This window comes from Kurthia sp. YJT4 (genome assembly GCF_030219945.1).
Classification (GTDB): Bacteria; Bacillota; Bacilli; order Bacillales_A; family Planococcaceae; genus Kurthia; species Kurthia gibsonii.
Window position 1 is genome coordinate 2229680 of record NZ_CP126689.1, and the last position, 15321, is coordinate 2245000.

At 38.8% G+C, this 15321-nt stretch carries 11 protein-coding genes, 20 tRNA genes, 2 rRNA genes and 1 riboswitch (1 of these 34 running past the window's edge); of the genes, 2 read left to right on the forward strand and 31 right to left on the reverse strand.

What is annotated here, in order from left to right; genetic code table 11:
- Positions 1–9: 9 nt before the first annotated feature.
- From QN089_RS11005 to QN089_RS11015, 3 genes are all read right to left on the reverse strand, one after another.
- A complete protein-coding gene (locus tag QN089_RS11005) occupies positions 10–1461 on the reverse strand; it encodes an o-succinylbenzoate--CoA ligase (RefSeq protein WP_350310596.1) in 1452 nt (483 codons plus the stop codon).
- Positions 1462–1557: 96 nt separating this feature from the next.
- The gene (locus QN089_RS11010) at positions 1558–2472 is read right to left on the reverse strand and encodes a pseudouridine-5'-phosphate glycosidase (RefSeq protein WP_087680445.1); all 915 of its coding nucleotides are present in this window, start codon (positions 2470–2472) and stop codon (positions 1558–1560) included.
- 2 nt (positions 2473–2474) lie between these two features.
- Positions 2475–3572 (reverse strand): PfkB family carbohydrate kinase, encoded by a 1098-nt coding sequence (locus tag QN089_RS11015; RefSeq protein ID WP_068451619.1) that lies wholly within the window; start codon positions 3570–3572, stop codon positions 2475–2477.
- A 149-nt stretch (positions 3573–3721) separates the two neighbouring features.
- Positions 3722–3821: riboswitch (TPP riboswitch) on the forward strand.
- A 113-nt stretch (positions 3822–3934) separates the two neighbouring features.
- On the opposite strand from QN089_RS11015, the gene QN089_RS11020 reads away from it, so the two are divergent.
- Together QN089_RS11020 and QN089_RS11025 are read left to right on the forward strand one after the other, a co-directional pair.
- Positions 3935–4687: a 3-oxoacyl-ACP reductase gene (locus QN089_RS11020; RefSeq protein WP_285215317.1), complete on the forward strand. Its 753-nt coding sequence runs from the start codon at positions 3935–3937 to the stop codon at positions 4685–4687.
- Between the two features lie 31 nt (positions 4688–4718).
- The gene (locus QN089_RS11025; RefSeq protein WP_285215318.1) at positions 4719–6023 is read left to right on the forward strand and encodes an LLM class flavin-dependent oxidoreductase; all 1305 of its coding nucleotides are present in this window, start codon (positions 4719–4721) and stop codon (positions 6021–6023) included.
- A gap of 61 nt (positions 6024–6084) precedes the next feature.
- Here QN089_RS11025 and menB read toward each other — a convergent pair whose 3' ends face one another.
- The 28 genes from menB to QN089_RS11165 all read right to left on the reverse strand — a co-directional run.
- On the reverse strand, positions 6085–6903 hold the full coding sequence (gene menB / locus QN089_RS11030) for a 1,4-dihydroxy-2-naphthoyl-CoA synthase (protein WP_068451610.1): 819 nt from the start codon (positions 6901–6903) through the stop codon (positions 6085–6087).
- Between the two features lie 18 nt (positions 6904–6921).
- A complete protein-coding gene (gene menH / locus QN089_RS11035; protein WP_285215319.1) occupies positions 6922–7743 on the reverse strand; it encodes a 2-succinyl-6-hydroxy-2,4-cyclohexadiene-1-carboxylate synthase in 822 nt (273 codons plus the stop codon).
- Positions 7731–9458 carry a 2-succinyl-5-enolpyruvyl-6-hydroxy-3-cyclohexene-1-carboxylic-acid synthase gene (menD, locus tag QN089_RS11040; RefSeq protein ID WP_285215320.1) on the reverse strand — a complete coding sequence of 576 codons (1728 nt, stop codon included), beginning with the start codon at positions 9456–9458 and terminating at the stop codon, positions 7731–7733. Before menD ends, menH begins: the two co-directional genes overlap by 13 nt.
- Entirely contained in the window at positions 9448–10836 is a 1389-nt protein-coding gene (locus QN089_RS11045) for an isochorismate synthase (protein WP_285215321.1), read from the reverse strand. The genes menD and QN089_RS11045 overlap by 11 nt, the downstream gene beginning before the upstream one ends.
- A 97-nt stretch (positions 10837–10933) precedes the next feature.
- Positions 10934–11872, reverse strand: coding sequence for a dipeptidase (locus QN089_RS11050; protein WP_285215322.1), 939 nt, complete (start codon positions 11870–11872; stop codon positions 10934–10936).
- Between the two features lie 119 nt (positions 11873–11991).
- Positions 11992–12936: a D-alanyl-D-alanine carboxypeptidase family protein gene (locus QN089_RS11055; RefSeq protein WP_285215323.1), complete on the reverse strand. Its 945-nt coding sequence runs from the start codon at positions 12934–12936 to the stop codon at positions 11992–11994.
- 121 nt (positions 12937–13057) lie between these two features.
- Positions 13058–13129, reverse strand: a tRNA-Glu gene (locus tag QN089_RS11060).
- A gap of 4 nt (positions 13130–13133) precedes the next feature.
- A tRNA-Ser gene (locus QN089_RS11065) sits at positions 13134–13224 on the reverse strand.
- A 3-nt stretch (positions 13225–13227) separates the two neighbouring features.
- Positions 13228–13304, reverse strand: a tRNA-Asn gene (locus QN089_RS11070).
- A 10-nt stretch (positions 13305–13314) separates the two neighbouring features.
- Positions 13315–13391, reverse strand: a tRNA-Ile gene (locus QN089_RS11075).
- Positions 13392–13395: 4 nt separating this feature from the next.
- A tRNA-Gly gene (locus QN089_RS11080) sits at positions 13396–13469 on the reverse strand.
- A 5-nt stretch (positions 13470–13474) separates the two neighbouring features.
- Positions 13475–13550, reverse strand: a tRNA-Phe gene (locus tag QN089_RS11085).
- Positions 13551–13583: 33 nt separating this feature from the next.
- Positions 13584–13660, reverse strand: a tRNA-Asp gene (locus tag QN089_RS11090).
- Between the two features lie 9 nt (positions 13661–13669).
- Positions 13670–13746, reverse strand: a tRNA-Met gene (locus tag QN089_RS11095).
- Between the two features lie 29 nt (positions 13747–13775).
- A tRNA-Ser gene (locus QN089_RS11100) sits at positions 13776–13868 on the reverse strand.
- A gap of 24 nt (positions 13869–13892) precedes the next feature.
- Positions 13893–13969 (reverse strand) — tRNA-Ile (locus tag QN089_RS11105).
- Between the two features lie 11 nt (positions 13970–13980).
- Positions 13981–14054, reverse strand: a tRNA-Met gene (locus tag QN089_RS11110).
- 27 nt (positions 14055–14081) lie between these two features.
- Positions 14082–14157: transfer RNA gene (locus QN089_RS11115), tRNA-Ala, on the reverse strand.
- Positions 14158–14179: 22 nt separating this feature from the next.
- A tRNA-Pro gene (locus tag QN089_RS11120) sits at positions 14180–14256 on the reverse strand.
- Between the two features lie 4 nt (positions 14257–14260).
- Positions 14261–14337: transfer RNA gene (locus QN089_RS11125), tRNA-Arg, on the reverse strand.
- 28 nt (positions 14338–14365) lie between these two features.
- A tRNA-Leu gene (locus QN089_RS11130) sits at positions 14366–14454 on the reverse strand.
- 5 nt (positions 14455–14459) lie between these two features.
- A tRNA-Gly gene (locus QN089_RS11135) sits at positions 14460–14534 on the reverse strand.
- A gap of 50 nt (positions 14535–14584) precedes the next feature.
- Positions 14585–14669 (reverse strand) — tRNA-Leu (locus tag QN089_RS11140).
- A 16-nt stretch (positions 14670–14685) separates the two neighbouring features.
- A tRNA-Lys gene (locus QN089_RS11145) sits at positions 14686–14761 on the reverse strand.
- A 4-nt stretch (positions 14762–14765) separates the two neighbouring features.
- Positions 14766–14841, reverse strand: a tRNA-Thr gene (locus QN089_RS11150).
- 9 nt (positions 14842–14850) lie between these two features.
- Positions 14851–14926 (reverse strand) — tRNA-Val (locus QN089_RS11155).
- 11 nt (positions 14927–14937) lie between these two features.
- Positions 14938–15053, reverse strand: a 5S ribosomal RNA gene (gene rrf, locus QN089_RS11160).
- A 132-nt stretch (positions 15054–15185) separates the two neighbouring features.
- A 23S ribosomal RNA gene (locus QN089_RS11165) occupies positions 15186–15321 on the reverse strand; it runs 2793 nt beyond the window's last position.

Here is a 15321-nt window from a genome sequence, read left to right on the forward strand (position 1 = left end):
TTTTCAATATTATTTTGGTATTAACTCAACTAATTTACGACGAAGTAATTTCCCTGTACCATTTCGTGGTAATTCTTCGACGAAATGAATTTGTTTGGGTAGTTTATATTTCGCTAATTTATCTTCGCAAAAGGCTAAAATCGTTTCTGCATTCAATGTTGTCTCTTTTGACATAATAAAGGCAGCCGGAACTTGTCCCCATATCTCATCTTGGACACCACATACACCAACTGCGGCAATATGAGGATGCCCTGCTAATACATTTTCAATTTCAGCTGGATAAATATTTTCTCCACCTGAGATAATTAAATCTGAACGACGATCGGCTACATAAAGATAACCTTCATCATCAAAATAGCCAATATCTCCTGTGTGTAAAAAACCATCTACCTGTGTTTTAATATGGGCATGTTGTCCAACATAACCTGGTGTAACACTATCCCCTCTTACACAAATCTCACCATGGTCAAATGGTCTTTCTACTCCTGCAATACAAATCTCATTAAACATCAGTGGTTTTCCAACAGAACCCACTTTACGAAGCGCGTCTTTACTGGATAGTGTCGCTACTTGGCTTGCTGTTTCCGTCATTCCGTATGTTTGTGCTACACGGAGATCAATGGCTTCTGCACGTGTTAAATAGCTTTTGGGAACAGGACCACCGCCTACTAATAGTAATTGGAACTTTGGCGATACACGCTGTCCTTGCTCTTCAATATAAGACACTAACTTCTCTAACATAACTGCGACAGCTGACATACGAGTCGCAGTACCTTCAATTAATTGTAATGCCACTTCTTCAACTGTATATTTCTCATACAAATCTAGTCGAACACCATGTAAAATACATTTGCACAGCATAGAGAACCCGCTAATATGAAAAATAGGGACTGTACAAATCCATCCTTCATCTTCTACTAAACCTGTATTATAAAGTGCTGAGGTCGCACTCGCCATATGATTACCAATCGTTTGACGAACACCTTTTGGCTGACTAGTTGTACCTGATGTGTACATGATAGTCATTGTTTCATCTCGTGACCAATGTTTAATTACCTCTGCCTTTTCTTGTGAGGTCATTAAATCAGAAAATAGAATTTGCAATTTATGCGTAGAAGGTAATTGTTCTACTAAATCGTCATCCACAAGTAATGCATCTACTTGTGCATCTTGAATTTGATAAGCAAGTTCTGCTTCTGTTAATCGTAAGTTTAATAACACCATCTCGATACGCAATTGCATACATGCAAAAATCGTACGAATAAGATGCGGTGTTGACCGCCCAAAAATGGCAACGCGTTGTCCTTCATGTAAACCGGCAGCTTTTATAGCACCAGCATAATATTTTGATTGTTCGGATAGCTGTTCATACGTCCATTTCTCATCTTGAAAAGTTAATGCTACACGATGAGGTGTTAATGACGTGCGTTGCTCAATCCAGTTTGGTATCATTTTTTTCATCCCTAACTCTATTGTTTTCATCCTTTCTTATTCTAATACGAAACATGTGAAATACAAAACGGAAACCCCTCAAATCGAAAGGTTTCCGTTCGTATATTATTTTGTTTTATTTAATTCAACTGCGATTTGAGCACCGATATGCGCATTGTGTTTTACTAATGCAATGTTAGCTACTAGGCTCTTACCTTCTGTTAACTCTTTTACTTTACCTAATAAGAATGGCGTAACTGATTTACCTTGAATATTATTTTCTTCTGCTTCTTTTAATGCTTCATGAATAATATTTGTAATGAAGTCATGGTCTAATGCATCTTCTTCTGGGATTGGGTTAGCGATTACCGCGCCACCAGCCATATTTAAATTCCATTTTGTACGTAAAGTTGCTGCAACTTCTGCAGGTGTATCTTGACGGAAGTTTACATCAAATCCTGATTTACGTGTGAAGAATGCTGGTAATTCGTCTGTACCATATCCAATAACAGGCACACCTTTTGTTTCTAAGAATTCAAGTGTTAAACCGATATCTAAAATTGATTTTGCACCTGCACATACAACACCTACTTTAGAAGTTGCTAGTTCTTCTAAGTCAGCTGAAATATCCATTGTTGTTTCTGCGCCGCGGTGAACGCCACCAATACCACCTGTTACGAATAACTCGATTCCTGCTAATTCAGCTGCAATCATTGTCGCTGCTACTGTTGTCGCACCGATTTTTTTCGTTGCGATTAAGTATGGAATATCACGACGAGAAGCTTTTGCTACATTATCCGCATTACCGAACATTTCTAATTCTTCATCTGATAAACCAATTTTGATTTTGCCGTCGATGATTGCGATTGTTGCTGGAACTGCGCCATGTTCACGAATGATTTGTTCTACTTCACGTGCTGTTTGTACATTTTGTGGGTATGGCATACCGTGTGAGATAATTGTTGATTCTAATGCAACGATAGCTTTACCAGCGTCCATTCCTTCTTGTACTTCTTTTGATAATTCGATGTATTGTTTCATAATTAATCCTCCAGTTCTTGTTCTAACGATTGTTTTGTTAATTCAGGACGTACAGTAAACTTAGATTCAAGCGTATTTTTCGCATTGATTAATCCTGCTTGAATCGTCTGTTCAAATGTGTACTTCTCTAACCAAGCATGTACAACTGCTGAGACGAATGCATCTCCTGCGCCTGTAACATCCTCAATTTGATTTGCTGCTCGTGCTTCAAAATGTGTTGGCATCAAGTTCTTGTTTGCAGCATAAACTCCCTTTGCGCCAGCTGTAATTACGACATTTTCTACGCCCATCTGAGCGATCTCTTGAATTGCTTGTAAATAATCTGCTTCTGATGTAATCGTACGATTTGTTAATGTTTCGGCTTCATCTGTATTACAGATGAACCATGTAACGCCTTCTAATGTTGTTGGCATACGGTTCATCTTTGGAGAAGATACCGGCACAATAATAAGAGGTACTTCTCTCGTTACTGCAAATTGTTGAATATAATCAACTGTTTCTTTCGGACAATTCAAATCAACTATAATTGCCGGAGCAGTCGATAAAACATGTTCATGCTTCATTAGAATTTGTGGTGTTAATGCATCATAGACGTCCATATTCGCTGTTGCCATAACCAATTCGCCTTGTTCATCCATAATGGCTGTGTAAGAACCTGTTGAACATTGTTCCAACTGCTCGACTTCTTCTAAATGAATAAAAGCATTCGAAGCTGCAACAATTGCTTGCCAATCAGAATCTTTTCCAGCAGTCGTCAGTAAACTCACTTGATGTCCAAGTCTTCCCAAGTTTTCAGCAATATTTCGCGCTACGCCACCTACACTTTCTGTAGATGTTACAGGATTTGATGTCCCCATCTGAACCTGTCCCTTCAAATGAAGTTTTCGGTCCATATTGGCTCCACCAATACATATAATTTTATTTTCTTTTGGCAATACGTACGCTCTCCCTATAATCTTACCCTTTTTCACTAACCCCGATATTAAGTTAGCTAGAGCCGGTCTCGACATTTCTAATTTTTCAGCCATCTCTTGTTGCTGCATAAACGGGTTTTCCTTAATGAGTTGAATCAGTGCTTGTTCTCTCTCCGTCAATGTCATCACCCTAAGTTTTATTTGTTTACATCATAAACAAAATTAAGTCTAGTGTCAAATGTTTATAAAAACAAACTTTTGTTTAATATCAATATAAATAATAAACAAATTTGACAATATAAACCTTATAAGTTAGTATTCAATGTAACTTAATAGGTCTACACTAGGGGTGTTATTTAACTGAGATGAGTCCTACTCAAACCCTTTGAACCTGAACTAGTTAATACTAGCGTAGGAAAGTGTCAATTCTATACATACTGAAAAAAGTCTGTACTTTTTTGTTATGCAATGATTTGTTATACACAACTTTCCTACGAAGGTTGTGTATTTTTTATTTAAGTTGAAATAAATAAGAGGAGTTGTTTTGAATGAAAAAAACAGTAGTAGTTACAGGTGGGAGTAGAGGGTTAGGTGCAGTTATTGTCAAAACACTTGCACAACAAGATTTTCAAGTTGTCATTAATTATTATCAAAGTAAAGAAGCTGCTGAAAAATTAGTAACTGAAATTGGTGAAGACAAAGCGATTGCTATTCAAGCTGATGTAACGAATCGACAAGAAGTCGATCAATTAATGAACATGGCAACAGAACACTTTGGTCAAATAGACGCTGTTGTAAATAATGCATTAATCGACTTTAAATTCGATCCGATTAAACAAAAATCTTTCAAAGACCTTTCTTGGGATGATTATCAAAAACAACTGGATGGTACGTTAAAGGCTGCATTCAATACAAGCCAGAGTGTAATTCCGCAATTTATTGAAAGAAAAAATGGTAGCATTATTAGTATTGGTACTAATTTATTTCAAAATCCCGTCGTACCCTACCATGAATACACAACGGCTAAAGCAGCTTTGATTGGTTTCACACGTAATCTCGCTTCAGAATTAGGCGTTTATGGTATCCGAGCAAATGTTGTTTCAGGAGGTCTTTTAAAAACAACAGATGCCAGTGCTGTTACAACACCTGAAGTATTTGATTTAATCTCTCAATCTACACCTTTAAGAAAAGTAACCACACCACAAGATGTTGCCAATATGGTAGCGTATCTATGTTCCGAAAAAGCACATGGAATTACAGGACAGAACTTTACAGTAGATGGTGGTTTAACAATGAACTAATCCCTATCCAAAATAAATCGAGGTGTAAATCATGTTAAAAACTACAGAAAAACAGTTACATATAGGTGTTTTACTATATGGTTGTGGTCATCATCAAGCAGCTTGGCTAATGGACAATTCACGCATTGAGGATATTGGAAGTATCTCTTATTATCAAGAATTAGCTCAACTAGCGGAAAAAGGATTATTGGACGCTGTATTTTTTGCAGATCATCATGCTTTTCCAGCAAATGATGCACAAGTCATGCCTGCATTTTGGTTTGATCCGCTAATTAATTTAACAGCTATTTCTCAAGTAACGCATCATATTGGTTTAGTTGCCACTATTTCAAGTACGTTCTCTAATCCCTATACAGTTTCTAGACAACTATTAAGTTTGGACCATCTCACCGAGGGGCGCGTAGGTTGGAATCTCGTTACATCAATGAGTGATAATGAAGCTCGCAATCATAGTATGGAAGCATTACCTCCCCATAATCAACGCTATGAAAAAGCTGAAGAATTTTCGATACTTATGGATCAACTATTTTTATCTTGGGATGCTTGTGATTTTGTCCATAATCGTGAAGAAAATAAAATTATCAATGCTTCAAATATTCACTCTTTTAATCACAGTGGTCATTATTTTCAAGTTGCAGGTCCTTCTACTGTACCAAAAAGTCCACAAGGTGCACCGGTCAAAATGCAAGCAGGTGCTTCAAAACAGGGCGTTGCTTTAGCTGCTAATCATGCTGAAGTAGTCTATTCAGTCTCTTGGAACCTCAAGCAAGCTAAAAATTTTCGACATAAATTAAATGACGCAATTGAAAAATCATCTAAACCTAAGAAACATATTAAAATTTTACCTGGATTAGTAACATATGTAGGTCATACACATGAAGAAGCTTTAGCTAAAAAAGAAGCTATGGACCAAGCTCTCCCAATTGAAGTTGCTTTAAAACAATTAAGCTCATTTATTCAACAAGACTGCTCAAATTGGAATATTGATGAAAAGATCCCTCCATTACCTTCTGTAGAAGCATTCAATGGACCTGTGGGACGCTATGAAACGATTCTAGAAATCATTCGTGATACCGATCCAACAGTGAAAGAATTACTCGGTTACTTAAATGCTGGCGGTGGACATTGTACATTGATTGGTACACCAAAGGAAATTGTTGACCAAATGGAGATCTGGTTTAAGGAAGGCGTAGCTGATGGATTTAACCTCATGCCTCCAACATTACCTGATAGTTTAGAAGATTTTGTTGAAATGATTGTTCCTGAAATGCAAAAAAGAGGACTTTTTAGAGAGGCTTACATGGAGCATACATTCCGTGAACGCATGGGATTATGATAATAAAAAAGTAGCGTAAACCATCCAAAGGTCTACGCTACTTTTTATAATCATTTAAGTTCTATGGGAAACGTGGGAACTGACCGAAGTCTGGTTGACGTTTTTCTTTGAATGCATCGCGACCTTCTTTTGCTTCATCTGATGTGTAGTAAAGAAGTGTTGCGTCACCTGCAAGTTGTTGAATACCTGCAAGACCGTCTGAATCTGCATTGAATGCACCTTTTAACATACGAAGAGCCATTGGTGACAGTGCAAGCATTTCTTCACACCATTTCACTGTTTCGTCTTCTAACTGCTCGTAAGGTACTACTGTATTAACTAAGCCCATATCAAGTGCTTCTTGTGCATCATATTGACGGCATAAGAACCAAATCTCACGTGCTTTTTTATGACCGATAATACGTGCTAAGTAACCTGCACCGTAACCACCGTCAAATGAACCTACGCGAGGACCTGTTTGACCGAAGCGTGCATTATCAGCTGCGATTGTTAAGTCACAAACAACATGTAATACGTGACCTCCACCGATTGCATAACCTGCTACCATCGCAACTACTGGTTTTGGAATTTTACGAATTAATGTTTGTAAATCTAATACATTTAGACGTGGAATATTATCGTCACCTACGTAACCACCGTTACCACGTACTTTTTGGTCACCGCCTGAACAGAATGCTTTTTCGCCTTCACCTGTTAAGATGATTGCACCGATTTTCGCATCATCACGCGCACGTGTGAAAGCATCAATCATTTCAGCAGTTGTTTTTGGACGGAATGCATTACGAACCTCTGGACGGTTAATCGTAATTTTTGCGATTCCATTGTATGATTCATATTTAATGTCTTCATAGACATGTTCTGTTACCCATTGACGAGTCATTATGAACTCCTCCTACTATTATAGATGTAATTGCTCTTTTACTATTGTAGCAAAAGATTGTGGATTTTCCACATGAATTGCATGCCCAACTTTTGGTACCACAATTTGTTGAGCATTTGGAATTAGTCCCTTCATCTGCTCAGAAATTGTTATAAACTTCAAGTCAAGCTCTCCATTTAATAATACCACATTTTTCTCGAATTTTGACAACTCCGACCAATATGAATTTTGTTGCCCTGTTCCCATTCCACGTAAACTATTCGCTAAACCAATCTCTTGTTGGTTCAAGCGTTCTTCTCGAATCGCATGTTGCTTTTCTTCAGATAATAACTTTTGTGTTTGGAATAACGGGATATCTTGCCAATAATCAACAAAATCCACAATACCTCGCTGTTCAATTCGATCTGCCAGTAAATGATCCAACTGAATACGCTGCTCACGTTCTTCAATCGTTTTTAAACCCGGTGACGCATTTTCTAAAATTAGCGTATGAATACGTTGTGGATAATTCATTGCATAAGCTAACGCCACACGTCCTCCCATTGAATAACCAATTAAATCGAATTGTTCGATTTGTTTCCATTCGAAGAAGGCTTCTAGTATTTCAACTTGTTCTTGCATAGAATAATAGCGCAATAATTTCGGTGCATCCGTCTGACCATGTCCAACTAAGTCAATTGTAATCAGACGATGTGTAGCAGGAAGTTGTTCAATCACTTCATCCCACGTGCGTGTACTACCTGTAAAGCCATGTAAAAAGACAATTGTTTGTTCTTGTCGTGCATTGTGCACTTCATAATGTACATCAATGCCACGTATATTCGTTATTACACTTGCCATAATTGATTAAGCTCCTCATTCATGCTTGCCCATAGTTTACGATGTGTGACAACATTATCTTCACGATTCGTTTGTACTTCAATGATTCGAAGATTTTTTTCTTTCGGTTGTTGTAAAACAGACTTAAATTCTTCCTTCGTATGAACATGCTCATACTGTGCGTCATACATACGTGCCAATTCCTCAAAGCCAAGTCCTGTAGGTGTACCAAATAGTTGTTCATAATGCGCTTCAACAGACGATTGTGCTAAATAAGAGAAAATACCACCACCATCATTGTTCATCACAATAATCGTTAACTGTGTATCTTGATAACGACTCGCAAGCAAACCATTCGCATCATGTAAAAACGCTAAATCACCAATTAATAAATACGTGTCGCGCATCGTACCTAATTGCGCGCCAATTGCAGTAGATACAACACCATCAATACCATTTGCACCACGATTCGCAAATATACGAATATCACGCGCTGTTTGGTAGAAGAATGTATCTACATCACGTATTGGCATACTGCTGCTCACAACTAAATCACTTTCATTTGGTAAGTATTCAAACAGCATTCCTGCCAGTGCACCTTCATCATGTTCTTTAGCAATATAGGCTTTCACATGTTGACATGCAATTTCATTTGCTCGTGTAAAGATTTGTTGGTACTCCGCGTCATAGTTCATCTCATCTACATTAAAATCAGACATCCAAGAACCGATTTCTGCTTGAATGTGTGTAGTTGTAACACCTAACGGATCTCTAAATAAACTATCTTCATCTACTGTAATAAAAGTACGTGGTTTCACTGCTTTTAAAAATAGTGTTAGCGGCTTTGAAACAGGCTGCGCACCAAATCGAATGACCGTATCTGGATGCATGTTCTTTTTAAATACATCATTTTTTAAGATACTATCATAATGTTCGATCACATAATGCTTACAGTCATTTGGCACTTGGGTACGTAGCTGCGATAAACTTTCAACTAATACAGGCCACTTTAATGTACGAATAAATGACCAAACTTCGTTTAAATCTGTACCTTCTGCTAATTCCCCCATTACAACAAAACCTTTTCTGGCTTGTTGAATAGCCTCTTTCCAAAATTGTAGTGCATCATTACTTGGTACGAGTTTCGCAGTAAATGACTGATGAAAAGTTGGCTTTGGTAATTCATCTTGAAAATCAATCAAAAGCGGCTCTCTAAAAGGAATATTTAAATGTACAGGTCCTTTAGGAGAAGCCATCGACACCGTTGTAGCGCGTGCAATATGACGTTCAATATGAGGCAGTGTCGCTTCATATTCGTCTGGAATTGGTAAATCAACAGACCATTTCACATGATGTCCATATAAGTCCGGTTGATTAATCGCTTGCGGTGCTCCGACGTCGCGCAATTCATGCGGACGATCTGCTGTTAAAATAATAAGTGGAACTCGTGCATAATATGCTTCTACAATCGCAGGAAAGTAGTTGGCTGCTGCTGTTCCTGATGTACAGAGTAACGCAACGGGCTTTGCTTTTGTTTTCGCCATACCTAGCGCTAAAAAAGCTGCTGAGCGCTCATCTACTTGTCGAAATACATTAAACTCTTTAGAAGATGCAAACCCATAAGCAAGAGGTGTCGAACGTGATCCTGGACTTATAACAACATCGGTTACGCCATACTCTGCTAATGAGCCGATGATTCGATAAACATAATCCGATAGAATTTGCTTATTCATCATTCAACTTTCCTCCTAATGTACGTAACATCGGTCTAAACTTCACCAATGTTTCCTCGTATTCACTTTTTGGTTCAGAATCTTCCACAATGCCGCCGCCTGCATATAAATAAGCTTTTTTATCTTGTAATAGTGCTGAACGAATCGCAACAGCAAACTCACCGTCGCCATCTGCGTTAAGCCAACCAATTGGCGCTGCATATACACCACGATTCATCGGTTCATACTGGCGAATCATCTCCATCGCAACTTCACGTGGTGATCCTCCAAGCGCAGGCGTTGGATGTAATTTTTCAACCATTTGTAAGATTGTTGCATCTTCTTTTAAAATCCCTTCAATTGGCGTATGAAGATGCTGAATATCACGAATCTTTAATAAATCTGGATGATTTGGTAACGTGTACTGTTCACACGTTTCTTTAAATGAATTTGAAATCATATCTACAACATACTGATGTTCTTGTAAATTCTTCGTATCATTTAAAAGAATACGCCCAAACTCCTCATCTTCTTGAACCGTTGCACCACGTCGAATCGAACCCGCTACACAAGATGAATACGCTTTTTTATGATTTACAAAAACTAGTCGCTCAGGTGTGGCACCTAAAAACAAGTCCTGCCCTTGCTCCTGTGCAAATAAATAACTTTCTGGTTGTTCTTCTGAAAGTTGTGCTAATAAATTCGACGTATTTACTTCCTCGTCAAACGTCAGCGCAAGTGAGCGCGCAATCACGACTTTATCCGCTTGTTTTGCTTTGATTTGATTTGTTACTTGTGTAATAGATTGAAGATATTCCTCTTTATACGGTTCTTCTGTTAATACAACATGTGGTTTGATATACGTCTTTAATGTACGCCCTTTCGCTTGCTCAAGCAATGCTTCTCGTTCTTCTCGTGCAAGCTCAATATCTTCATCTGTAATGACTTCCTCTGATACAAGATGTGTATTCATGTAAAAGCGTCCATTTGACTCTACTAATTGGTGTTTTGCCAGTGCGAAATTCGCATGTGAAAAATTAGCCCATTCATCCGACACACCTTTTTTTGGATCAAAGGTAAAGCTACCAAATAAAATGGGTTGTTGTTTAATTCCTTTTAATGATGTTGAATGAATCAAATGTTTCCATGCTTTTTCAACATCTTCATAGCGAGCATCTGCATCATTACTTTTAATTGTATAAGCATGACCTAGCCCAACTAATGTGAAATCTTTATCTTTGTTTTGCCAATAAAAACATTGTCCCTTAAACTTTTCTTCGCCGATTTCAAAAAATACTAAAGTAGATTGTGTTTCTAACTCTTTCGACTCAATATAAAAGTGGACTGTCGACTGATCAGTTTTACTTAGATCGCCGTTTATCGTCGACAATTTACGATTCATCAAAATTACCTCCGTCAGTAGATTCTAAATCTACTCGTACATACTTACTTCATATACTATCATACAACTTTATAAGCTATTCAGCACATAATAAATCCTAGCTTCTTTCGATTTTAGAAATAAAATGTTGAAAGTTTTCAGCTGCAATTCCTTTTATTTCTTCTGTTGTAAAAATACCCTCTAATGCTTGTAAAAGATTCGGTATTTCTTCTGTTCTCGTAAGATTTTCAACATACAAATCAATTCCCTCAAAATCTGAGCCAAGACCAACTCTAGATGGTGTGATGATTTTAGCAAGGTGTTTGATATGCTTTACTAAGTCATCAATTGTCACAGATGCTTCATTGCTAATAAAAGGAGGATAGAATACACAATGTACGTGCCCACCTTTTTCAGCGATTGCTCTTAATTGTTGATCATATAAATTACGTGGATGATCTTGAATAGTACGTGCATTTGAATGACTGGCAATCACATATGTTGCTTCTTGCAGCGTATCCCAAAAACCTTGTTCATTTAAATGCGATACATCGATAATAATGTGATGTGCATTTAATAAAGCAATGACTTCTCGACCAAAAGGTTTAATCCCCATTGCTGGGTCTTCTTCAGCGCCATAAGCTACTGCATTTTCATGATTCCAAGTTAATCCACATAATAAAATGCCTGCATCTATAAATGTTTGAAGTTTTCGCAGATCTGAGCCAATCGCATCGCAGCCCTCAAGACTTAACACTGCACCAATTTGATTCGATTGTAATTGTTCTAATTGTTTCCAATCTGTAATGTGTACCATTTCTTCATAAGGTGTTATGATTTCCTGGTGAAAAATTTCTACTTGGCGAATCGCTTCTAAGTATCGTTGATTTTCATTTAGTGTATCGTCTATAAAAATCGCAAATACTTGTAATTTCGTATTTGTCTTTTTTAATTGTTCTAACGTTACTTCTAGTTTCTCATTGTTTTTAAAAGAGATTGGTTCTTCTGCTTGTGATAATGTATAAAGAACGTCACAATGCAAATCAATTATTTCCATTCTTACACCTCGTTTTACTATTCCATTACTTTAACTATATAGATGTTTTAGACATTGTTCTAGTAAATATAAGAAAAAAGTCAAAACAATATCGTTCTGTAACGACATCGTTTCGACTTTTATTTAATAGCAGAATATAATGTTATTGCATCTACAATGTGTATTGGTTCTCCACTTGCAGCCCCTTTCGCATTAAGAGTGATTAATGCGTAAGTCTTTCTCTTTTTATTAGCAACTGAAGCAAGTGACAACCCACTCTCTAATGTGTATCCTGTTTTTCCACCTACAAATGTAAAAGAACGCTTTTCATTAGGGTTTATTTTATTAAACAGTGTGCTTGAGAATGAAAAGCCTTGAGGACGTAAATTTGTTTTTTGAACACCGTACTGTTTAGCAGAGAAGATTTCTTTAAATGTTGGGTTTTTCATTCCATATTGAAGCAATTTCATTAAGTCATGTGCAGTTGAATAATGATTGTCATGATGGAGACCTTCAACATTTTCAAAATGAGTTTGATCCATATCAAGTTCTTTTGCTTTCTCATTCATTAAATGAACGAAGTTTTTTTCATCACCTGCAACATATTTTGCAATAGCTAAAGATGCATCTGCTCCTGAAGGTAACATAACACCATATAGTATATCTTCAACTGTCACTTTTTCATTAGGCTTAAATCCAGCAATCGAAGCGTTTGCTTGTTGAATATAATCAAAAATTGAATCGGGAACTGTTACTTGATTTTGTAAATTCGGTATATTTTCTAATGCAACAATAACAGTCATTAATTTTGTTAACGATGCTGGATAGGCTCTTTTTTCAGCTTCTTTTGCATAAAGTACTTGATTCGTATTTAAGTTAATTAAAAGAGCTTCTTTACTTTTAATATTCTTTTTTAAGGTATTTATATTTTGAATAGGTAGCGCTTTATTTTTTTCTTCTATACTTTTTTTCATAGCAATCTGTATGGTTTTTTCATTAGCAAATAACTCCTGAACTTGCATTACGGCAATAATGAATCCAGATAAAATAATCGCTGTCACTGAAATATAAAGAATTTTTTTCATATGAAAACTCCTTACTTTATATGGTTCTATTAATAATAGATATTTGTTAGAATACCCTACCAAATAATTTAAAAAACAAAAAAATAATCGATTGCATATCATATGCAATCGATTATTAGTATGACCCCTACGGGATTCGAACCCGTGTTACCGCCGTGAAAGGGCGGTGTCTTAACCGCTTGACCAAGGGGCCAATATGGCGGAGAAGGAGGGATTTGAACCCTCGCGCCGGTTGCCCGACCTACACCCTTAGCAGGGGCGCCTCTTCAGCCACTTGAGTACTTCCCCATATGGCTCCGTTGGCAGGACTCGAACCTGCGACCCTCTGATTAACAGTCAGATGCTACTACCAACTGAGCTACAACGGAATCATATAAATGGTGGGCCTAAATGGACTCGAACCATCGACCTCACGCTTATCAGGCGTGCGCTCTAACCAGCTGAGCTATAGGCCCATTTTGGAGCGGGTGAGGAGAATCGAACTCCCGACAACAGCTTGGAAGGCTGTGGTTTTACCACTAAACTACACCCGCAATCATGGTGGGTTTGGACGGAATCGAACCGCCGACACTTAGAGCTTCAATCTAATGCTCTACCAACTGAGCTACAAACCCATGATTGATTGTACTTATGTATCTTTTTAAAAATGGCGGTCCGGACGGGACTCGAACCCGCGACCTCCTGCGTGACAGGCAGGCATTCTAACCAGCTGAACTACCGGACCATTTTTAATTGGTTGCGGGGACAGGATTTGAACCTGCGACCTTCGGGTTATGAGCCCGACGAGCTACCGAACTGCTCCACCCCGCGATAATAATATTTATATTGTATGGTTAATATGGAGGAGGAAGAGGGATTCGAACCCCCGCGCGGTTTGACCCGCCTGTCGGTTTTCAAGACCGATCCCTTCAGCCAGACTTGGGTATTCCTCCGAGATAGTATATAAAGTTCTTACTTGGTGGACCTTGCAGGACTCGAACCTGCGACCGGACGGTTATGAGCCGTCTGCTCTAACCAACTGAGCTAAAGGTCCTTTAGGTAATATGGCGGCCGAGGGGATCGAACCCCCGACCTCCCGGGTATGAACCGGACGCTCTAGCCAGCTGAGCTAGGCCGCCATAATAATATTGGTTAAAGTTTTAAATTGGTGGAGCCTAGCGGGATCGAACCGCTGACCTCCTGCGTGCAAGGCAGGCGCTCTCCCAGCTGAGCTAAGGCCCCAATATAATGGGTATGTTGTTAATGGTCGGAATGACAGGATTCGAACCTGCGACCCCTTGGTCCCAAACCAAGTGCTCTACCAAGCTGAGCTACATTCCGGAAATGGTGCGCCCGGCAGAAGTCGAATCCACAACCTTCTGATCCGTAGTCAGACGCTCTATCCAATTGAGCTACGGGCGCAAAAATAAGTATATACGGTTTTTAAAAATGGTGCCGAGGGCCGGAATCGAACCGGCACGGTGATCACTCACCGCAGGATTTTAAGTCCTGTGCGTCTGCCAGTTCCGCCACCCCGGCATATTTGGAGCGGAAGACGAGGTTCGAACTCGCGACCCCCACCTTGGCAAGGTGGTGTTCTACCACTGAACTACTTCCGCAATATGCTTAGATATTTTTTATCTGACAGTTATGAAATTATAAGAAATTATGGTGCGGGTGAAGGGAGTCGAACCCCCACGCCTTGCGGCGCTAGATCCTAAGTCTAGTGCGTCTGCCAATTCCGCCACACCCGCATAGTAAATATTAAAGTGGTGAGTCATGCAGGATTCGAACCTGCGACCCTCTGATTAAAAGTCAGATGCTCTACCAACTGAGCTAATGACTCAAAATGGTGCCGGCGAAAGGAGTCGAACCCTCGACCTACTGATTACAAGTCAGTTGCTCTACCAACTGAGCTACACCGGCATATTTTGATGGTGGAGGATGACGGGATCGAACCGCCGACCCCCTGCTTGTAAGGCAGGTGCTCTCCCAGCTGAGCTAATCCTCCATTATATAACAGCCCGGCAGCGTCCTACTCTCACAGGGGGAAACCCCCAACTACCATCGGCGCTAAAGAGCTTGACTTCCGTGTTCGGCATGGGAACGGGTATGACCTCTTTGCTATCGCCACCAGACTATTTTCTTAAGATTTCTCTTAAGGACAAGAATTATTATATCAGTTTAACGAGTGAATGTCAATCGTTTTTCTAAAATAATTTTTATTCTTTCAAAACTGGATAAACGGTTCATTGAAACACACAATTGTTTTGGTTAAGTCCTCGATCGATTAGTATTCGTCAGCTCCATATGTCACCATACTTCCACCTCGAACCTATCTACCTTGTCGTCTTCAAGGGATCTTACTTACTTGCGTAATGGGAAATCTCATCTTGAGGGGGCTTC